This is a genomic window from Mesorhizobium sp. AA22, assembly GCF_001672375.2.
GTDB classification, from domain to species: Bacteria; Pseudomonadota; Alphaproteobacteria; order Rhizobiales; family Rhizobiaceae; genus Mesorhizobium; species Mesorhizobium wenxiniae.
The window spans coordinates 1,748,919-1,766,216 of sequence record NZ_CP048406.1; the positions used below are offsets into that span (position 1 = coordinate 1,748,919).

Below are 17,298 nucleotides of genomic sequence, written 5' to 3' on the forward strand. Positions count from 1 at the left end.
ACAGGAGCTGCCAAATGAGGCGCAAGGAACCAGACAGCTGCGGTTTTGCTGCCGCGCTGCAGGCCATCGGCGGAAAGTGGAAAACCTCGCTGCTATGGGAATTGCACCTGCGGCCATACCGCTTTGCCGAACTGCGCCGCTTGCTGCCTGGCGTCAGCGAAAAGGTGCTCACGCAACAATTGCGGCAGATGGAAGCCGACGGGCTGATCAGCCGGCGCGCCTATGACGAGGTGCCGCCTCGCGTGGAATACTCGATCACGCCGCTCGGCTTTAGCCTGAACGATGCGGTGACAGTCATGTCGGCGTGGGGCAAGCACCACGAGACATGGAAATCGCAGCGTAAGGCGGCCTGACACGGGCAGGCCTATGGAGGCTTTGGCCGACCGCCGCACGATTTCTAGTCGATGCGCGGTCGGTGCATGCCACGGCGGGCCAGGAGATTAGCGACGACGAGCAGGATGATCGACAGTGCCATCATCAGCGTCGCGGCGGCGGTGATTGCCGGGCTCAGTTTCTCGCGCAGACCGATGAACATTTCGAGCGGCATAGTGCGCTGATTGGCGCTGGCCAGGAACTGCACCACGACGACCTCATCGAACGAGGTGACGAACGCAAAGGCCGCCCCTGACAGCACGCCGGGCAGGATCAGCGGCAGCATCACCCTGAAGAACGATGTGATGGGTTTTGCTCCGGAGATGGCGGCGGCGCGCATCAGATTGCGGTCGAAGCCGGTGAGGCTCGCTCCCACCGTGACGACGACGAACGGACTGGCTAGCGCGGTATGCGCCAGGATGATGCCGGCATAGGTGCTGGCAAGTCCGACACGTGCGTAGAACAGATACGAGCCGACGGCGGTGATCACCACCGGCACGATCAGCGGCGACAACAAAAGCGGCATGACAATGCGGCGACCGGGGAACTTTTCGTCGGAAAGCGCGATTGCCGTCAACGTGCCCAGCGTCGTTGCGATCAGCGTCGTGCCGAAGGCAACGATCAGGCTGTTGCCGATCGCAGATTGCCAGCGCTGGGTTCCAAGCACGACCTCGTACCAGCGTGTCGAAATTCCCTCCAGCGGGAAGATGAAGAAGGCGCCGCTGTTGAACGACAGGGGAACGGGAACGAGGATCGGCACGAGGAGGAACAGGATCACCATGCCGCACCACAGCCAGAGCAGGGTGATGCGGATTCTTTCGCCTGTCGTCGGGTAGGAAGACAGCAACATGGCTACACCAGCTTGAGGCGGTCGAGGCCGAGCATGCGGGCGAAGATGCCGAACAGCGCCAGGGTGAAGACGAGCAGGATGAAGCTGAGCGCCGCAGCCATCTCCCAGTTCAGTTCGACATTAACGTAGCTGGCGATGAAATTGCTGATCAGCTGGTCGCTAGCGCCGCCAATCAGCGCCGGCGTGATGTAATAGCCGAGGCAGAGGATGAAGGTGAGCAGGCAGCCGGCCATCACGCCCGGAAAGACCTGTGGAAGATAAACGCGGCGAAACGCAGTATAAGGTTTTGCGCCGAGCGAATAGGCAGCCTTCATCTGCGAAGGCTGGATGGTGCGCATGACGCTGTAGATCGGCAGCAGCGTGAACGGCAGCTGGATGTGGGTCATGGCGATGATCAATCCGATGCGGCTGTACATCAGGTCGAGCCGGTCGTCGGCGACGCCGAGCCACAGCAGCAGGTCGTTGACCAGACCGAATTTCTGCAGGAGCACCGTCCAGGCCGCGGTTCGCACCAGGATCGACGTCCAGAACGGCAACAGCACCGCGACGATGAGGATGGCGGCGAGGCCCTTGGGCACGGAGGCGATGAGGTAGGCGAGGGGGAAGCCCAGTATCAGCGTGGCCAGCGTCACCGCTGCGGCGACGAAAAATGTGCGCATGAACACCTGCACGAAGATCGCCTGTTCGGGTGGCACCCTTTCGATGCCGCCATCGGCATTCCAGCGCAGATCAAGCGCGCTCAGCAGGTAGAACGACGTCACGCTATGGGTGCCGCTCTCGATGACCGGCCATGTGCCCGGCGCCGACCAGAACGGCACGGCTTTCATCACCTCCAGCGGCGGCCTGTCGGCGGCTTCCAGTTGGCGCACCGTCTTGAGCACCTGGCTGCGTGCACCCGGCAGGCGGGCGTTGAGGCTCTTGGCGAGTTCATAGGCGGTGCCCTTGGCCTGATTGCTCCGGAGGTCGGCGGCAAGAGCCAGGAAGGCAGCGTCGTCGGGCAATCCCGTGCCGTTCCAGCCGCGCAATGCTTGGCTGGTCTGCGGTAAGGCGTCGGCAATCGTCGGATCATAGACGGCGCGCGACAGAAGCAGGACGATCGGGATGCCGAAGCTCAGCGCCAGCAGCACAAGTAAAGGTGCCGCCAGCGCCAGCGACCGCAGCCGGTCGCCGAGATCGGCGCGCCGAAGCGCTGCCGCGACCGACTTTGCTGTGCCGGAATCGGCGGCCGACCAGTCGCGGCTTGGCCGCGGCCGGTCCAGTTTCGTGGGCTCAAGCGCCGACATTTTCCCTACTGCGCGAGCCAGGCGTTGAAGCGCTTGACCAGATCCTCGCCATAGTCTCCCCAGAATTCGGTATCGGCGACTAGGTAAGCGGTCATGTGGTCAGGCGCGTTCGGCAATTTCGGCAGGGCGTCCGGCGCGACAAAGGAAGCTGCATCGATGCGCACCGGCCCGTAAGTGATATAGCTGGCGAGCTTGGCGTTGATTTCCGGCTGGCTGATATAGGCAAGGTATTTGTAGGCCAGCTCCGGGTTCTTGGCGCCCTTCGGAATGGCGATCATGTCGTATTCGAGGATCTGGTTGTTCCAGACGATCTTGAACGGCGCCCCGTCCTTGTCGATGGCGTTCTGGATACGGCCGTTCCAGGCGGTGGTCATCACCACTTCCCTGGATGCGAGGAGCTGCGGCGGCTGCGCGCCGGCATCCCACCAGACGATGTCCTGCTTGATGGTGTCGAGCTGCTTGAACGCACGATCGACGCCTTCGGGGGTTGCCAGCACCTCGTAAACATCGGCCGGCGCGACACCGTCGGCCATCAGCGCCCATTCGAGGTTCTGTGCCGGAAACTTGCGCATCGCGCGCTTGCCCGGAAACTTTGTCGTGTCGAAGATGTCGAGGACCGAGGTTGGCGCCTCCTTCAGCACGTTGGGGTCATAGGCAAGCACATCGCCATAGGCGTCGAGACCGACGCCGCAGTCGAGTGCGGAACCTTCGATGAACTTTTCACGGGGGGCGATCTTGGAATAGTCGAGCCGCTCGAGAATGCCGGCGTCGCAACCCTGCAGCACGGTCGCGGTCTCGACCGTCACCAGATCGATCGGCACGTTGCCGGTGTCGACCATCGCTTTGACCTTGCCGAGATCGCCAAGATATTCCTGCTCGACGATCTTGATTCCAGTCTCCTTGCTGAACGGCTCGAACCATGCCTTGCGCTGGGCATCCTGCCAGGCGCCGCCGCTGGCCATGATCGAAAGTTCGTCGGCGAAGGCGGCATGTCCCATGGTGATGAATGCTGTGGCTGCCGCGAAGGCGAACAGCCGGGCCTTTGTGATTTTCATTGTTCTTATTCCCCTGTTTTCGAGATGGAACCGCCCGTCCCGGCATCGGCCGGAAAGGCACGGCAGTCGTTGGGCGCGCAGGAAACCGTGACCGGTTCCCCGTTGCCCATGGTCGCTTCGGGGCCAACCTTGACGGTCAGCACCTGTCCGTTTTCCAGCCTGGCCAGAAGACGCTGGTGGTCGCCGAGATAGATGCGGCCATCGACGGTGGCGGCTAGCGCATTTGCTCCGTTCGAAGCGGGCGCAAGCTTGAGCCGCTCCGGGCGGATGGCGACATGGCAGGCCGCGCCCTCGGCGACGCCGATGGCCAGCGCGGCGACCGAACCGCCGCCGTGCAGCGTGACGCGGCACTCCTTGCCGGAGACGCGCTCGACCTTGCCTTCCAGCGTGTTGTTCTCGCCGATGAAGCTGGCGACAAAGGAGTTCTGCGGCGTGTTGTAGAGATCATCAGGCGAACCGAGTTGGGCAATCCCGCCATTGTTGAACACGGCAACGCGGTCCGACATGGTCAGCGCCTCGCTCTGGTCGTGCGTCACATAGACGATGGTGACGCCGAGCATCGTGTGCAGTTGCTTGATCTCGAGCTGCATATGCTCGCGCAGCTTCTTGTCGAGCGCGCCGAGCGGCTCGTCCATCAGCACGAGGCTCGGCTCGAACACCAGCGCGCGGGCGAGCGCGACACGCTGCTGCTGGCCGCCGGAAAGCTGTGCCGGCCGCCGGTCGCCGAACTGCCGCAGCCGTACCATGTCGAGCGCGCGGCCGACGCGGGATGCAACGTCCGCCTTGGTGATCTTGCGGACCGAGAGCGGGAAGGCGACGTTCTCCTCGACGCTCATGTGCGGAAACAGCGCGTAGTTCTGGAACACCATGCCGATGTTGCGTTCGTAGGGCGGCAGCCTGTCGACTGACCGGCCTTCAAGCGTAATGACGCCGCCGGTCGGCCGTTCGAAGCCGGCGAGCATGTTGAGCGTCGTCGTCTTGCCCGAACCGGAGGGGCCGAGAAGGGTGAGGAACTCGCCGCGCGCCACGCCGAGGTTCAGCCGTGTCACCGCGAAAGTCCGGCCGTCATAGGATTTCTCGACATCGACGAATTCGACGAATCCCTGCCGGCCGGCGTCCGGTGCCGCAGCGGCGCTGTCGGCTGACAGGACTGTCGCTTCGGCGATCACGGACGGAAATCCGTTGAGCGGCGGCAATGGCCGCTTGTCGAAACGGGGTGGTGCTTGCCGTGCATGGGTCGGTCTCGCATGACGCCGGCCGCGCAAGAGCGGCAAAACCAAACTTGTATGCTCACACAATCAATCGCCAAAGAACCATAGATGCAGACAAGTTCGCCCGTCAAGTCGCTTTCTCCGGGATTGTGTGAGATTCTCCAGGCTGACTTTGAAAACGGGTACCGGACAAGTGCTATTGTCCGGAGGATTGTCTTATGCTAGATGCGTCGGTAGCCAGAGTGTCGACACACCGAAACCGCCAATCCACATGCTCCAAGACCTGCAACTCGCCTCGGATGAAGGCCCGGTCTACCGGCGCCTTGCGGACGCTATTGCCGAACGGATTACGGCCGGCACGCTTGCCGTTGGAGACCGGCTGCCACCGCAGCGCGAGATTGCCCGCGCACTTGGCATCAACGTCACCACGGTGACGCGCGCGCTGTCGACGCTGCAGCAGCGCGGGCTGCTCGAAGCGCGGCCCGGGCGCGGCACCACGGTCGCCGCCCGCAACGGAGGCGAAGGACCAGGTTTCGTGTCGGCGCCGAGCGAAGACACCGGCGTCATCGATCTTTCCGTGAACAGACCAGCGACCTCGGCCTATCTCGACGCGCTGGCGCTGCTGTTGCCGCGCCTGTCCAAGGACCGGCACTACGTCACGCTTCAGGACTATCACCCGCCTGAGGGGCCGCTGTGGGCGAGAGAGGCAATCGCCGAGTGGATGCGCCCGGCGGCAGGCGACGGCGATCCCGGCCGGGTGGTGCTGGCGGCGGGCGCCCAGCATGGGCTGGACTGTGTGCTTGGCGCGGTGACCAGGCAGGGCGACGTCGTGCTAGCCGACGAAGTGACCTATCAGGGCATCAATGCATTGTGCCGGGTGCATGGGTTAGAGCTCAGAGGCGTCGCCATGGATCGTGGCGGCATGCGGGCCGACGCGTTCGAGGCGGCCTGCGCGCAGCTCCGCCCGCGCGCGGTCTTCCTGGTGCCAACCCTGCACAACCCGACCACCATCACGCTACCCGAGGAACGCCGGCACGAGTTGGTGGCTGTGGCCCGTCGCCATAACGTCCTCATCATCGAGGATGACGTCTACCGCCCGCTGGCGGACCATCCGCCGCCGTCGCTTGCCAGCCTCGAGCCCGAATTGACGGTTCACATCGGTGCGTTGTCGAAATGCGTTGCCCCAGGACTGCGCCTCGGTTTTGTGATCGCCCCACGCGCCATAGCCGGCCAGGTCGCTGCGGCATTGCGCATCAACTGCTGGAGCATCAGCCCTCTGACCGCGCTGATCGGCGCGCGACTGATAGAAGAGGGCGCGGCGGCGCGTATCATCGAAGCCCAGAAGCAGGAGCTTCGCCAGCGCCAGGCCATCCTCACCGAAATCCTCGGCCGGTACGATGTCCAGAGCCACGCCACCTCGACCCATGCCTGGTTGCGCCTCCCGGAGCCGTGGCGGGGTGCGGGTTTCGCTCGCACCTGCCTGGGACGTGGCGTTGCCGTTCTTCCCGGCGATGCCTTCGCGGTTGGGCGCGAGCCGGTGCAGCACGGGGTACGCATCAATGTCGGCGCCGCGCGCTCGCTCGACGATCTGCGCACGGCTCTGAACACCATGGCCGAACTGCTCGCGGCCGGGCATCTGCAACTGCCTGGCTTTGTCTAGGGGCTCGGTCGTGGCAGCACCGGAAACCGTGGAAGTCGCCATAGTCGGCGCCGGCATTGTCGGTCTGGCAACGGCACTCCGGCTTGCGGCCGAGGGGCGCGAGGTGCTGCTCATCGACCCCAACGAGCCTGGCTCCGGCGCCTCGTTCGGCAACGCCGGAACGCTCGCTGAATATGCCTGCATGCCGGTCGGCAACCCGGCCCTGCTACGCGCGCTGCCAACCTGCTCCTCGATCCGGACAGCCCTTTCGCCTTGCGCTGGCCGGCGTTTTCCAGCTTGCGCCCTGGATGGTCCGCTTTGTGCGGCAGTCGCTTCCGGCGGCCACTCGCGCCAATGCGCTGGCGCTCGCCGGGCTGCTGGCTGAGGCCCTGTCGGCCTGGGAGGAGATGGTGAAGGAGGCCGAGGTGGCCGACCTGCTGCGACGCAACGGCTGTCTCTACCTGTATCGCAGCAAAAGCGATTTCGCCAAGGCGGCCGGGGGCAGGGCGCTGCGCGCGGGGTTTGGCGTCCATCAAGAGGTTCTGACGCCGGGGGAGGTGGCCGCGCTGGAGCTGAGCCTGCCCCCGACCGGGGCCTGCGGCCTGTACTTCCCGGATTCGATGAACGTTACCGATCCAAAGACGCTGATGCGGCGGCTGGTCGATGCCGCGACCGCCCGCGGCGTGTCGGTAGCGCAGGCTGCTGTAAACGGGCTGCGGGTCGAGGCGGACGGTGTCAGGCTCAGTGGTTCCGGCTTTCGCGTCAAGGCACACACGGTGGTGATCGCCGCGGGCGCGCAATCGCGGGCGTTGGCCATGCAGGCCGGCGACAGGATCCCGCTCGAGACCGAACGCGGTTATCATCTCGAATTCCCGACCAAAGCGCCTCTGCTCAATCGTCCGGTCTGTCCTGTCGATCTCGGCTTCTACATGACGCCGATGACTGGCCGGCTGCGTGTCGCCGGAACTGTCGAACTCGGCGGGCTTGCAGCGCCGGCAGATCCGCGCCGGCTAGCGCTGCTCGATCGCGGTGTCAGGCAGTTCTTTCCTCAACTCTGCCGGCCTTCATCCGAATGGCTCGGGTTCCGGCCGTCGCTGCCCGATTCCCGGCCGGTCATCGGTCCGTCGCGTCGCAGCCCCAAGGTGATCTATGCCTTCGGTCATGGTCATCTCGGCCTCACTTTGGCTTCGATCACGGCCCGCTTGGTCGCCGACCTGATTGCCGGACGCGGCGATCGCGACCGCCTCGCGCCCTTTGCGGCGGACCGCTTCGGTGCATGAAGGTACGTCGGCTCGGCCGCGGTAGCGCAGCGCGTGAGCATTGGAGCGTTCGGCATTCTCTTTTGTCCCCCAACTGACGCCAGCCTGCGCGCCAATAGCGGATGCCGGTTCCACCCCGAGCACCATTCAAGCAAAAACCCGCCCCGGTCTCCGGAGCGGGTCTGTTGCCTGAGGCGGAACTCAACACATGTCCGCCGCAGCAAGGTCGTCTCGAGATGCTGAAGATCCGGTTAACCGGCGATATTGATTCAAATCCAGCTGTGGATATTTGCCTTCGGGTAAATCGAGATGGCCATCCTTGTCCAACGGCGGGCAAAAGGAGAATCCATGACTAGCGACTTTGCCGCCGCCCACCTCCATCTTGAACGAGCCTGCCACTATTTGCGCGGCGATGACGAGACGAGCCGTACGGCTCGTGCGGCTCTGGATATCCTGATCGATGCAATTACCGCAGCCCAGTACAAGCGTCCGCCCGCAGACGTGGTGGAATTTCCCAGAGCGGCAACGCAGCGATAGTCGGCGAACCGGCCAGGAGGGCCTACGAAACCAGCCGATCGATCGCCTGCGTCAGCAGGCGATTCCCTCGGGACCGCAGAGGTCAAGCGTCTGATCCCTCCGCTGTGCATTTCGAACCCGAACCGCACTCTTATGCCTCTGTTCCTGGAGTTGAGGCGAACGTATTCTCGTTGCGGCCCAATGGTCTGAAATTTTCTCGGGGAGGAGATTGCGATGGCTGAGGCAGCACGTCACGACGCTTGGCAGGCCGGGGACAGCTATGACCTCTATATGGGGCGATGGAGCCGTCAGATCGCCCCGCTGTTTCTGAATTGGCTCGATCCGGCAGAAGGGCTGGATTGGCTGGAGGTGGGTAGCGGAACCGGGGCGCTTTCGGCAGCCATCATGGCGTGCTGCAACCCCAGCAGCCTGGTGTCGATAGACCCGTCGGAGGGTTTTCTCGCCAAGGCGCGTGTAAACGTGCCGGACGAACGTGTCGAGTTTCTCGCAGGCGATGCGCAGGCGTTGTCTGTCGAATCGGGCAGCAAGGACGTGGTCGTGTCGGCGCTCGTTCTCAACTTCATCCCCGACAAGCAAAAGGCGCTTGCCGAGATGAGGCGGGTGGCCCGCCCCGGAGCGACGATCGGGTTCTATGTGTGGGATTACCCTGGCGGCGGGGTGGAATTCATGCGGGCCTTCTGGACCGCTGCGACCGCGCTTGACCCCGGCGCCATCGACCTTACCGAAGACAGGCGTTTTCCATTTTGCACACAAGATGGATTGACCGATCTCGCTGAGAAGGCGGGCTTGGTTTCCATCGACTCCACGCGGATTGAAATGCCGGCCGTATTCAAGGACTTTGAAGACTATTGGCACCCCTTCACCCTGGGTGCAGGGCCGGCGCCCGGCTATTGCATGAGTCTCGGCCCCGCAGCTCGCCAGAAATTGATGGAGAGGCTCCGCGATAGTCTGCCGCGCGGCAAGGAGGGGTCCATTCCCCTGAAAACCAGAGCCTGGGCAGTCAAGGCCAAGGTTTGAGCGCGAGCCGGCGCCAGACCGGCAGGCCGCCGACCATAGACTGTCCTGCGCAAAGTTCGGGTTGACCGGCGTTGTACGCGAAGCGACTATTCGTCTGGACAGCCGAGATGCAGACTGCGCGAGGAGATTACGATGGACGAGCCCGATCGGTGGCGTCACATGTCGAGCGCGCCAAGGGATGGCAGCCGAATCCTGGTCACGGTTCGGCCGTCGGAACAGGGGCCGGCGGAAGTCGACCTGGCTTACTGGTCTCGAGCCGACCAGTTCGGCAGTGAGGGCTGGCGCGCTTCCGACTCGTCTCCAGGACGCGTGGTTGAATACGCCGAACCCGAGCTGAAGTGCTGGATGCCGCTGCCGACTGCCAATCTGAGCAAGGGTTCATTGCCCAGCCCCTGGGACGAAGAAGATGTCCCGCTGCTGGATGGGTCGGGGATATGAGGTGAGCGGAAAGGGCTAATTTCAATTGGCCGGCGGGACAGCGCCCCCCTCTGTCCTGCCCTCTGCCAAAAACTTGGCATCTCCCCCACTAGGGGAAGATTGGCAGCTTCGCCGTCGGCTCCTTCTCTTCAGCTCACCTCAGTCCCTCAGAACAGGAATGCTGCCGTGACGGGGTTCGGCCCGGTGCGGCCGTCTGATGAATCCATGCCACGAATGAGGCCGAGGTCCTCCGCGTCCAGCTCAAAATCGAAGACATCGAAATTGGCGGCGATCCGGTCCTGGCGGATCGACTTTGGAATGACGATCAGCCCTTCCTGAAGATGCCATCTGATGATCACCTGCGCCACGGACTTGCGATGTTTTAGTGCGATCTTTTCGAGGGTCGGGTCGCTCAACAGCCGGCCGCTGCCCAGGGGGCTCCAGCTTTCGATACGGATATTGTGCGTGCTGTGAAATTCTGTGGTATGGCGCTGTTGAAACCGGGGATGGAGTTCGATCTGATTGACCGAGGGCGTGACTCCGGTCTCGCCGATGATCCGCTCCAGATGGTCCTGGTTGAAATTCGAAACGCCGATCGACTTGATCCGGCCGGATTGCCTGAGTTCGATCAGCGTCTTCCACGCCTCGACATATTTGCCCTGGCTGGGCACCGGCCAGTGGATCAGAAATAGGTCGATCTGTTCGATCGCGAGCTTGTTCATCGTCCCGTCGAAAGCCCGAAGGGCGGCGTCGCGCTGATGTGCGCCGTTGCGCAGCTTCGAGGTGATGAACAACTCGCTTCTCGGCACGCCACCAGTGCGGATCGCTTGCCCGACGCCTTCCTCGTTCCGGTAGCCTTCGGCGGTGTCGATCAATCTGTAGCCGGCCTCGATCCCCCAACTCACAATCTTGGCCGTGATGGCCGGATCGACTTGCCACACGCCAAGGCCGATCTGGGGAATGGCTAAGCCGTCGTTCAATGTGATCTGTTCAGGCTTACTTGGTGTAATCTGTTCAGGCATGCTCAGGTCCTTCTGCATCGTTTAGCCCAGCGCAGCGCTTATCTGGGCGCGGCATCCGCCAGTGCCCAGTCGACAGGTGGAGGCAAGTCCGGCCCAGGCAGCCAAGATTGCAACCGCCAGCGCGATGCCGTCCTTGCCATTGCAAACCTGGCTACGTCACCGAGCGATCACGGGTTCCATCCGCCGCTGCCGTATTGACGGGTAATGATCTCGAGAAGATGACCGTTCGGGTCCTCGAAATAAACGCCGCGACCGCCGTCGTGGTGATTGATCTCGCCCAGCTGCGTCCGGGCAGGGTCAGCCCAGTACGGGAGATCCCGTTCACGAATCTTACCGAAGATCTCGTCGAACTCGGTTTCGCTGACCAGGAAGGCGTAATGCTGCGGCCTAATTTCGCCGCCGGTATCCATGTAGTCGAGGTTGGCACCGTTTTCGGTCGTGACCATCTGGAAAGGCCCCCAGCGCCTCGGGGCTGGAAGGCCAAGTATTTCCGCCAGGAACTTTGCCGACGCCTCGCTGTTGCGGGCCGGCAGTATTGTATGGTTGAAATCGATAGCCATGCGATCACTCCCTTTGATCTCTCCTCGCACGTCGTCGTTCCACGACTGAAGCGATGCTGCACGAGATGGGGTCGAAGGCCATGATGCTCAAGCCGGCGTGGCAACATGCCCGATGACCTGCACGGGGTCAGCTTGGTGAATACGGGCGATGATCATTTCGCCGCTATCCGGCACCTCGCCGGTCAAGCCGGTGATGTTGACCTGATGCGTGACAAGGACGGCTGGTCCGCCGAAACGCTGCCCGCGAAGCCAGGCCAAAAGAGCGGCGGTGCGCTTCTCGCCGGCAGAACTGTCGCCAAAGAATGAATTGAGCAGCTCGAGAGGCACAACTTCGCCGATCCCGAGCAGGCGAGCGGTGTCGAGGCAACGACACCACTGGCTCGAATAGACGGCTGCCGTCGAGATGCCATTCGCACGGAACAGGTCGCCGATTGCGCGGGACTGCGCACGACCTTCTTTCGACAGATTCCGCTGGGTGCTGCAATCACCGAGCCTGAAGCCGGGCGGATCGCCGGAGCCTGGGGCCTCGGCGTGGCGCAGCAAGGCAATGGCTTCTCCGGATCGCAGGGCTGACCAGAGCGGCTCGGTGGCGCGTGCCTTGCCGAAGGCAGCCGCTCCGAGCGACAGGACAAGAAATCGCCGACGTCCAATTCGCATGTTGCTTCTCACCTTTCCGATAGCGGCTTTGGCAAGTGCCGGCAAATGTCTCGATAGAGTGCGCGCTTACTGTTCGTCTCTATCGGCCCCGCTGCCGGAGGACATCGGCCAGTTCCGCCTTGAGAGGGCTGGCTTCAAGTTCGAGCGGGTCGGTCATCCGGTGGATGTCCGCCGAACCGGAACAATGCTATCCTGCGGGGAGCATTCGGGGAGGCGACTGCATTGACCGAGAGCTTGGAAGCCGAAGAGCCGAGAGGTTGGTCGAATCTGCTGCTCGCGGCAGAAAGGGGCGATGCGGAGGCCGTGAAAGCGGAATTGGCGGCCGGCGCCAATATCAACGAGGCGGACGGCGGCGGCTGGTCAGCCCTTCATCTCGCAGCCCTCAATGCCCGCACCGCGGCGGTCGAGGCGTTGATCGAACACCCAGCAATCGATGTGAATTCCAGAAACAAATGGAAAAGCACGCCTTTGAGCCTTGCTTCTGCCAAGGGCCACTACGCCTCTATTTTAGCCATGGTGAAACATCCCGAAATAGAGATCGATGCAAGAGCCGACTACTACGGCAGAACGGCCCTTATTGAAGCAGCAAAGAACGGGCATCTGGATGTCGTTAAGTTGCTTGTCGAGAATGGCGCCGACGTGAATCTTACTGACAAGACCGGAAGAAACAACGCGCTTATCGAGGCTATCAAGGGACGGCACTACGAGGTCGCGGGATACCTGCTTGATTCTCGGAAAATGAACTTTCTCAACAAGGATATGAGACTGAACGCCCTGATCTGGGCTGGAAGCTGCCATAACCCTCAACTCATCGAAAAGCTGGAAGTCTCGATTCATACTTTCTTCGAAGGCAAGTGAAGGTCCCGCTTCCGCCGCCGTGAGCATGTCCGTGGTCTTGCACTGGCCGATGTCCTCGATCGCCGCACGCCGCCTGTGGAGCTCCCTTCCGAAATCATTCAACCAATCGGTTGACAATCAGAAAGCGTGACTCTATATTCAACTATATGGTTGAATTAGAGACACCCCAGATCGACGCGGTTTTTCATGCCCTTGGCGACGCCACCCGCCGGCGGATGCTTCGCGACCTCGCCGGCGGCGAGCGAACGGTAAGCCAGCTGGCGGAACCCTTCGCCATGTCGCTGGCGGCGGCCTCCAAGCACATCAAGGCGCTGGAGAATGCCGGGCTTATTCGTCGAGAGGTGAGGGGCCGCACGCATCTTTGTCGCCTCGAACCCGGACCGCTGGCCAGCGCCCACCAATGGCTGGGCTTCTACGAGCGCTTCTGGACCAACCGTCTCGACGTTCTCGAACGTCTCCTTCACGAGGAGGACGCACGAAAAGCCCAGGATGATTCCAGGAAATCGCCCACCTCAAAAGAAGGAGACGACCAATGAACCAGATGAAAAACATCGAAGCCTATGGCGAGCTGACCGAGCCCGCCACGTTCACCATCCAGCGGCTTTTGCCCGGCCCCATCGAGCGGGTCTGGGCCTATCTCACCGAGAGTGACCTGCGTCGGCAGTGGATGGCCGCGGGCCAGATGGAAATGGAGGCCGGCACGTCGTTCGAGTTCGTCTGGCGTAACGACGAGCTGACCGACCCGCCCGGCCAGCGCCCTGCAGGCTTTCCCGAAGAGCATCGGATGGAGGGCCGGATCACAGAGCTCGATCCGCCTTACAATCTCGCCATCACCTGGGGAAACACCGGCGGCGTTTCCTTCTTGCTGGAGCCGAAGGGCAACGATGTGCTGCTCACCGTCGTCCATCGCCGGCTGCCGGAACGCGCAATCCAGCTCAACGTCACCGCCGGCTGGCACATGCACCTCGACATGTTGGCTGCCCGCCTCGCGGGCAAGACGCCGACCTCTTTCTGGGAGGGCTGGAGCCGCCTGCGCGAAGAATACGACCGCCGCCTGCCGGCCTGACACGATCGCGTCGGCCATCCCTGAAGTCACCGCCCAGCCTCCACCGGCATCGGCCTTGGAGGCTCGCACACCAGCAACGAACCGACGATGAAACGTGCTTGCATTTCGCAAGCCCGATGGAGGAAGTCATGCGCAAATTGATCACCGGAATGAAGGTTTCCGTCGACGGCAAGATGGAGGGACCCGAGGGTTACGCCGATTGGGTCGACGCGTGGTCGGAGGAGTATGGGCTGACGCCGCAAATCGATGCCTGCCTGCTCGGGAGCGTCATGTACGCCGGCTACGAGCGCTACTGGAGCGCGATCCAGAATGAGCCGGACAAGCCGCTGCCAATGACCGGCAAATTGCCGACGCCGGCGGAGCTCGAATGGGCCCGCTTTGCCGAACAGACCCCGCATCATGTGCTGTCGAACACAATGACCTCAGCGGCCTGGCCAAAGACGCGCTTCATGCGGAGGCTCGAAGACATCGCTGCCCTCAAGCAGCAGCCGGGCAAGGATATCTATCTCATGGGCGGTGCGCGAATGACCGCGAGCCTGATCGATGCCGGGCTGGTGGATGAACTGCGGCTGATCGTCTATCCGCTGCTCGTCGGCGAAGGGAAGGCGCTGTTTGGAGCAACGCAAAATCGTCGTGGGCTCGAACTGCGGAAGGTTCAGCAGCTCACGGATGGGCGCGTGAGCCTGGTCTATGGAATTGGCTAACTCAGCCGGTCTTCGCAGATTTCGCAGCGCTGCCCGGCTGAAATTTATTCCTGAAAGCCGCGTCGCAGGTCAGAGCGAAACCGATAGCCCGCCGTCAACGGCCAGTACATGTCCGTTGACGTAGGCGGCAGCGTCGGAGGCGAGAAACACCACGGCTCCGCCGAGCTCCTCGGGCTGGGCCCAGCGGCCCGCCGGGGTTCGTGTCTCGACCCATCTGGTGAAGGCCTCGTCGCTCATAAGCGCGGTATTGAGCTCGGTAGCGAAATAGCCGGGGGCGATCGCGTTGACGGTGATGCCGTGACGGCCCAGCTCAGCGGCCGTGGAGCGTGTCAGCCCGTGTAGGCCCGCCTTTGCCGCCACATAGGCGTGAATGGTGGGACGGCCAAGTATCGCTGCAACCGATCCGGTGTTAATTATGCGCCCGAACTTGTTTGGCAGCATCAGGCGCACCGCGTCGCGCATCATGCGGAAGCAGGCCGAGAGGTTGACGGCAATCACATGGTCGAAATCCTCGTCCTGCCATTCGACCAACTGACTTCGATGCTGGATGCCGGCGTTGTTGACCAGAATATCGAGGCGGCCGTGGCGTTCGACGATTCCTTCCAGCGACGCCCTTGAGATCGCCGCGTCGGTGACATCGAATGGCAGCGCTTCGGCACCGATCCTTTCGGCCGCCGCGGCGAGGGCGGCCGGATCGCGGGCATTGACGATCACTGTCGCGCCGTTTTCCGCAAGTGCCTTGGCCATGGCGAAGCCGAGACCACGCGAAGCACCCGTGACCAGCGCGACACGGCCGTTGAGCGAGAACAATTCCGACATTGAGATCCCCTATGGGCTTGGCTTCAAGTTCGAATCGGTCGGACTTACATAGCGATCACAGCGAGCTACATCCCTTCAAATGCCAGCCGACCATCGACGACAAGGGCGGAAGCGGCCCGGCCGCATTTGTCGATGGCGATCCCGGTATTTCGCTCGCACAGGCGGCGCTGTAGCAAGAACCAATCGCGCTTCCAAATTCTCGGCAGGAGCTGCCAGGCGCGTCCCACCGAGGTCATGACCTCGTAGATGCCGTAGACAACCGATGCGGCCGCCTCCCGCGTTGCGACAATCGCAATCGCCAAGGGGTCGTCGGGGTTGCGCTGCTTCATGTCCGTTTCGCACCGTCTTAGCCAAAATGAAGGCTAACACTTTACGAGGGGTGCGAACAGTTCAGGCCCGATGGTCCCGATTGTGGGGCGGGTGCGCCCGCGGACTTAGCCGCCGAAGTAATGACTGCCCACCGAGAGAATGGGACTTGCCAAGTTGTAGGATGACCGTATGATCAGACTCATGGCTACGGATCACCCATCTCTTCAACGCGAAGCTTCCGGCGCAATTGTTGAGCTACCTGCCAAGTTGGCGAATGATGCGCTGATAGACGGCCAGTCGCCGCTGGCAGAACGGTACCTCATCGATTGGAGCCGCGACAGGCGCGGAAGTGCCCGCTTCATCGTGCGTCCAGGATCCGTGGAAGATGTCCAGGCGTTTGTGAGATGGTGCTCGCAAAGCGGTGTCGCCATCGTCGTGCAGGGTGGCAATACCGGACTTGCCGGCGGCGGGATTCCGGACAATTCGGACTACGCAGTGCTGTCGCTTGAGCGTCTCAACCGGATACGGGCTGTCGATCCGCTCGACTTCACGCTGCAAGCGGATGCCGGTGCCGTGCTGCAAGACGTCAAGGACGCCGCTGAAGCATCCGACATGACCTTCCCTCTCGCGCTTGGTGCGCAGGGATCGTGCACGATCGGCGGCAATGTCGCGACCAACGCCGGCGGTATCAACGTGCTGCGCTACGGCATGACGCGTGATCTGGTGCTCGGGCTTGAGACAGTCCTGCCGGACGGCACACTGTGGAGCGGCATGAACGGGCTGCGCAAGGACAATCGCGGCTACAGCCTGAAGCAATTGATGATCGGTTCGGAAGGAACGCTCGGGGTCGTCACCGGCGTCGAGGTAAGGCTCTCGCCCCGGCCGACGCAGGTCGAGACCGCCTATGTCGGACTGGGCAGCTTCCGCCAGGCATGCGAACTGTTCCGGATGGCGCGGCATTTCTGCTCCGATCTTCTCAGCGCGTTTGAGGTCATCGGCGAGGAGTGCCTGCCGCTGGCCCATCTCATCGATCCGAACGTGCGCTCACCGTTGACACAGGCATGTCCGGTTCATGCGATCGTCGAACTCGCCTGTGGGCCAGGGATAGACGCCGGCGGACTTCTTGAATCGATGCTGGCGCGCGCCCTTGAGAGCGACCTGATCAAGGACGGTGTCGTCGCGCAAAGCCGCTCGCAGGCCGCCGCATTCTGGGCGATCCGTGAGGGGCTGGTCGAGGGGCAGGCGCGGCGCGGCTTTCATGTCCGCACCGACCTCTCGGTTCGCCTCAGCCAGGTGCCGAAGCTGATCGAGCAAGCCCGCGCGTGCATCGTGCGCGAGTGGCCAGGCTGGACATCCCTGGCCTATGGCCACGCGGGTGACGGGAACATCCATTTCAACGTGCTGCCTCCCATCGATTGCGACCCCGGCGAAGCGAGGATCGTAGGTCAGGCGGTTTTGACCCGACTCTATGAACTGGTCGGCGCGCTCGGCGGCTCGTTCAGTGCCGAGCATGGCGTCGGTCGGAGCCGCAGTCACGTGTTCTGGGCCGGCTTGTCGCAGCGCGAGCGGCAGCTTCATACCGCGATCAAAGCAGCTTTCGATCCGGCAGGCCTGTTCAATCCGACATGTCTCATGCCTGATCCGGGCGATTTCTAGGGAAAAG

Annotated in this window: 21 protein-coding genes; 12 read left to right on the forward strand and 9 right to left on the reverse strand. The window is 62.7% G+C overall.

From position 1 onward, the window contains the following. Positions 1 to 14: 14 nt before the first annotated feature. Entirely contained in the window at positions 15 to 353 is a 339-nt protein-coding gene (locus A9K68_RS08560; RefSeq protein ID WP_065008584.1) for a helix-turn-helix domain-containing protein, read from the forward strand. 44 nt (positions 354 to 397) lie between these two features. On the opposite strand, the gene A9K68_RS08565 is transcribed toward A9K68_RS08560, so the two are convergent. From A9K68_RS08565 to A9K68_RS08580, 4 genes are read right to left on the reverse strand one after another with little or no spacing between them, the layout of a single operon-like run. Next, on the reverse strand, positions 398 to 1,222 hold the full coding sequence (locus tag A9K68_RS08565) for an ABC transporter permease (RefSeq protein WP_065008585.1): 825 nt from the start codon (positions 1,220 to 1,222) through the stop codon (positions 398 to 400). A 2-nt stretch (positions 1,223 to 1,224) separates the two neighbouring features. Further along, a complete protein-coding gene (locus A9K68_RS08570) occupies positions 1,225 to 2,505 on the reverse strand; it encodes an ABC transporter permease (protein ID WP_065008586.1) in 1,281 nt (426 codons plus the stop codon). Between the two features lie 5 nt (positions 2,506 to 2,510). Then, positions 2,511 to 3,560: an ABC transporter substrate-binding protein gene (locus A9K68_RS08575; RefSeq protein ID WP_065008587.1), complete on the reverse strand. Its 1,050-nt coding sequence runs from the start codon at positions 3,558 to 3,560 to the stop codon at positions 2,511 to 2,513. Positions 3,561 to 3,565: 5 nt separating this feature from the next. Then, positions 3,566 to 4,708, reverse strand: coding sequence for an ABC transporter ATP-binding protein (locus A9K68_RS08580; RefSeq protein ID WP_246811403.1), 1,143 nt, complete (start codon positions 4,706 to 4,708; stop codon positions 3,566 to 3,568). Between the two features lie 334 nt (positions 4,709 to 5,042). Here A9K68_RS08580 and A9K68_RS08585 point away from each other — a divergent pair, with 334 nt between their 5' ends. The 6 genes from A9K68_RS08585 (at position 5,043) to A9K68_RS08605 (ending at position 9,661) form a co-directional block, all read left to right on the forward strand. After that, positions 5,043 to 6,431, forward strand: coding sequence for a PLP-dependent aminotransferase family protein (locus tag A9K68_RS08585; protein WP_065008588.1), 1,389 nt, complete (start codon positions 5,043 to 5,045; stop codon positions 6,429 to 6,431). Between the two features lie 10 nt (positions 6,432 to 6,441). Continuing rightward, positions 6,442 to 6,795, forward strand: coding sequence for an FAD-dependent oxidoreductase (locus A9K68_RS32450; protein ID WP_348640710.1), 354 nt, complete (start codon positions 6,442 to 6,444; stop codon positions 6,793 to 6,795). Then, the gene (locus tag A9K68_RS08590; protein ID WP_348640711.1) at positions 6,731 to 7,690 is read left to right on the forward strand and encodes an FAD-dependent oxidoreductase; all 960 of its coding nucleotides are present in this window, start codon (positions 6,731 to 6,733) and stop codon (positions 7,688 to 7,690) included. The genes A9K68_RS32450 and A9K68_RS08590 overlap by 65 nt, the downstream gene beginning before the upstream one ends. Before the next feature lie 327 nt (positions 7,691 to 8,017). Then, positions 8,018 to 8,206: a hypothetical protein gene (locus A9K68_RS08595; RefSeq protein ID WP_029351073.1), complete on the forward strand. Its 189-nt coding sequence runs from the start codon at positions 8,018 to 8,020 to the stop codon at positions 8,204 to 8,206. 213 nt (positions 8,207 to 8,419) lie between these two features. After that, positions 8,420 to 9,223 (forward strand): class I SAM-dependent methyltransferase, encoded by an 804-nt coding sequence (locus A9K68_RS08600; RefSeq protein WP_065008589.1) that lies wholly within the window; start codon positions 8,420 to 8,422, stop codon positions 9,221 to 9,223. A gap of 132 nt (positions 9,224 to 9,355) precedes the next feature. Continuing rightward, positions 9,356 to 9,661 (forward strand): hypothetical protein, encoded by a 306-nt coding sequence (locus A9K68_RS08605; protein WP_023799134.1) that lies wholly within the window; start codon positions 9,356 to 9,358, stop codon positions 9,659 to 9,661. A 146-nt stretch (positions 9,662 to 9,807) separates the two neighbouring features. Here the strand turns inward: A9K68_RS08605 and A9K68_RS08610 are convergent, their stop codons facing one another. The 3 genes from A9K68_RS08610 to A9K68_RS08620 form a co-directional block, all read right to left on the reverse strand. Then, on the reverse strand, positions 9,808 to 10,662 hold the full coding sequence (locus A9K68_RS08610; protein ID WP_065008668.1) for an aldo/keto reductase: 855 nt from the start codon (positions 10,660 to 10,662) through the stop codon (positions 9,808 to 9,810). Positions 10,663 to 10,829: 167 nt separating this feature from the next. Next, positions 10,830 to 11,222 (reverse strand): VOC family protein, encoded by a 393-nt coding sequence (locus tag A9K68_RS08615; RefSeq protein ID WP_065008590.1) that lies wholly within the window; start codon positions 11,220 to 11,222, stop codon positions 10,830 to 10,832. A gap of 87 nt (positions 11,223 to 11,309) precedes the next feature. Continuing rightward, positions 11,310 to 11,879 carry a histidine phosphatase family protein gene (locus tag A9K68_RS08620; protein WP_065008591.1) on the reverse strand — a complete coding sequence of 190 codons (570 nt, stop codon included), beginning with the start codon at positions 11,877 to 11,879 and terminating at the stop codon, positions 11,310 to 11,312. A 222-nt stretch (positions 11,880 to 12,101) separates the two neighbouring features. Here A9K68_RS08620 and A9K68_RS08625 point away from each other — a divergent pair, with 222 nt between their 5' ends. From A9K68_RS08625 to A9K68_RS08640, 4 genes are all read left to right on the forward strand, one after another. Next, complete coding sequence (locus tag A9K68_RS08625) at positions 12,102 to 12,737, forward strand: ankyrin repeat domain-containing protein (RefSeq protein ID WP_065008592.1); 636 nt, start codon at positions 12,102 to 12,104, stop codon at positions 12,735 to 12,737. A 146-nt stretch (positions 12,738 to 12,883) separates the two neighbouring features. Then, on the forward strand, positions 12,884 to 13,273 hold the full coding sequence (locus tag A9K68_RS08630) for a metalloregulator ArsR/SmtB family transcription factor (protein ID WP_029351087.1): 390 nt from the start codon (positions 12,884 to 12,886) through the stop codon (positions 13,271 to 13,273). Then, positions 13,270 to 13,803 carry an SRPBCC family protein gene (locus A9K68_RS08635; protein ID WP_065008593.1) on the forward strand — a complete coding sequence of 178 codons (534 nt, stop codon included), beginning with the start codon at positions 13,270 to 13,272 and terminating at the stop codon, positions 13,801 to 13,803. Before A9K68_RS08630 ends, A9K68_RS08635 begins: the two co-directional genes overlap by 4 nt. A gap of 128 nt (positions 13,804 to 13,931) precedes the next feature. Then, positions 13,932 to 14,507, forward strand: a complete 576-nt coding sequence (locus tag A9K68_RS08640) for a dihydrofolate reductase family protein (protein WP_029351092.1) — start codon at positions 13,932 to 13,934, stop codon at positions 14,505 to 14,507. 69 nt (positions 14,508 to 14,576) lie between these two features. Here A9K68_RS08640 and A9K68_RS08645 read toward each other — a convergent pair whose 3' ends face one another. Further along, positions 14,577 to 15,326, reverse strand: coding sequence for a glucose 1-dehydrogenase (locus A9K68_RS08645; protein ID WP_065008594.1), 750 nt, complete (start codon positions 15,324 to 15,326; stop codon positions 14,577 to 14,579). Positions 15,327 to 15,391: 65 nt separating this feature from the next. Continuing rightward, the gene (locus A9K68_RS08650; protein WP_065008595.1) at positions 15,392 to 15,655 is read right to left on the reverse strand and encodes a hypothetical protein; all 264 of its coding nucleotides are present in this window, start codon (positions 15,653 to 15,655) and stop codon (positions 15,392 to 15,394) included. Between the two features lie 169 nt (positions 15,656 to 15,824). On the opposite strand from A9K68_RS08650, the gene A9K68_RS08655 reads away from it, so the two are divergent. After that, positions 15,825 to 17,291, forward strand: a complete 1,467-nt coding sequence (locus A9K68_RS08655) for an FAD-binding oxidoreductase (protein ID WP_246811321.1) — start codon at positions 15,825 to 15,827, stop codon at positions 17,289 to 17,291. Positions 17,292 to 17,298 lie beyond the last annotated feature (7 nt).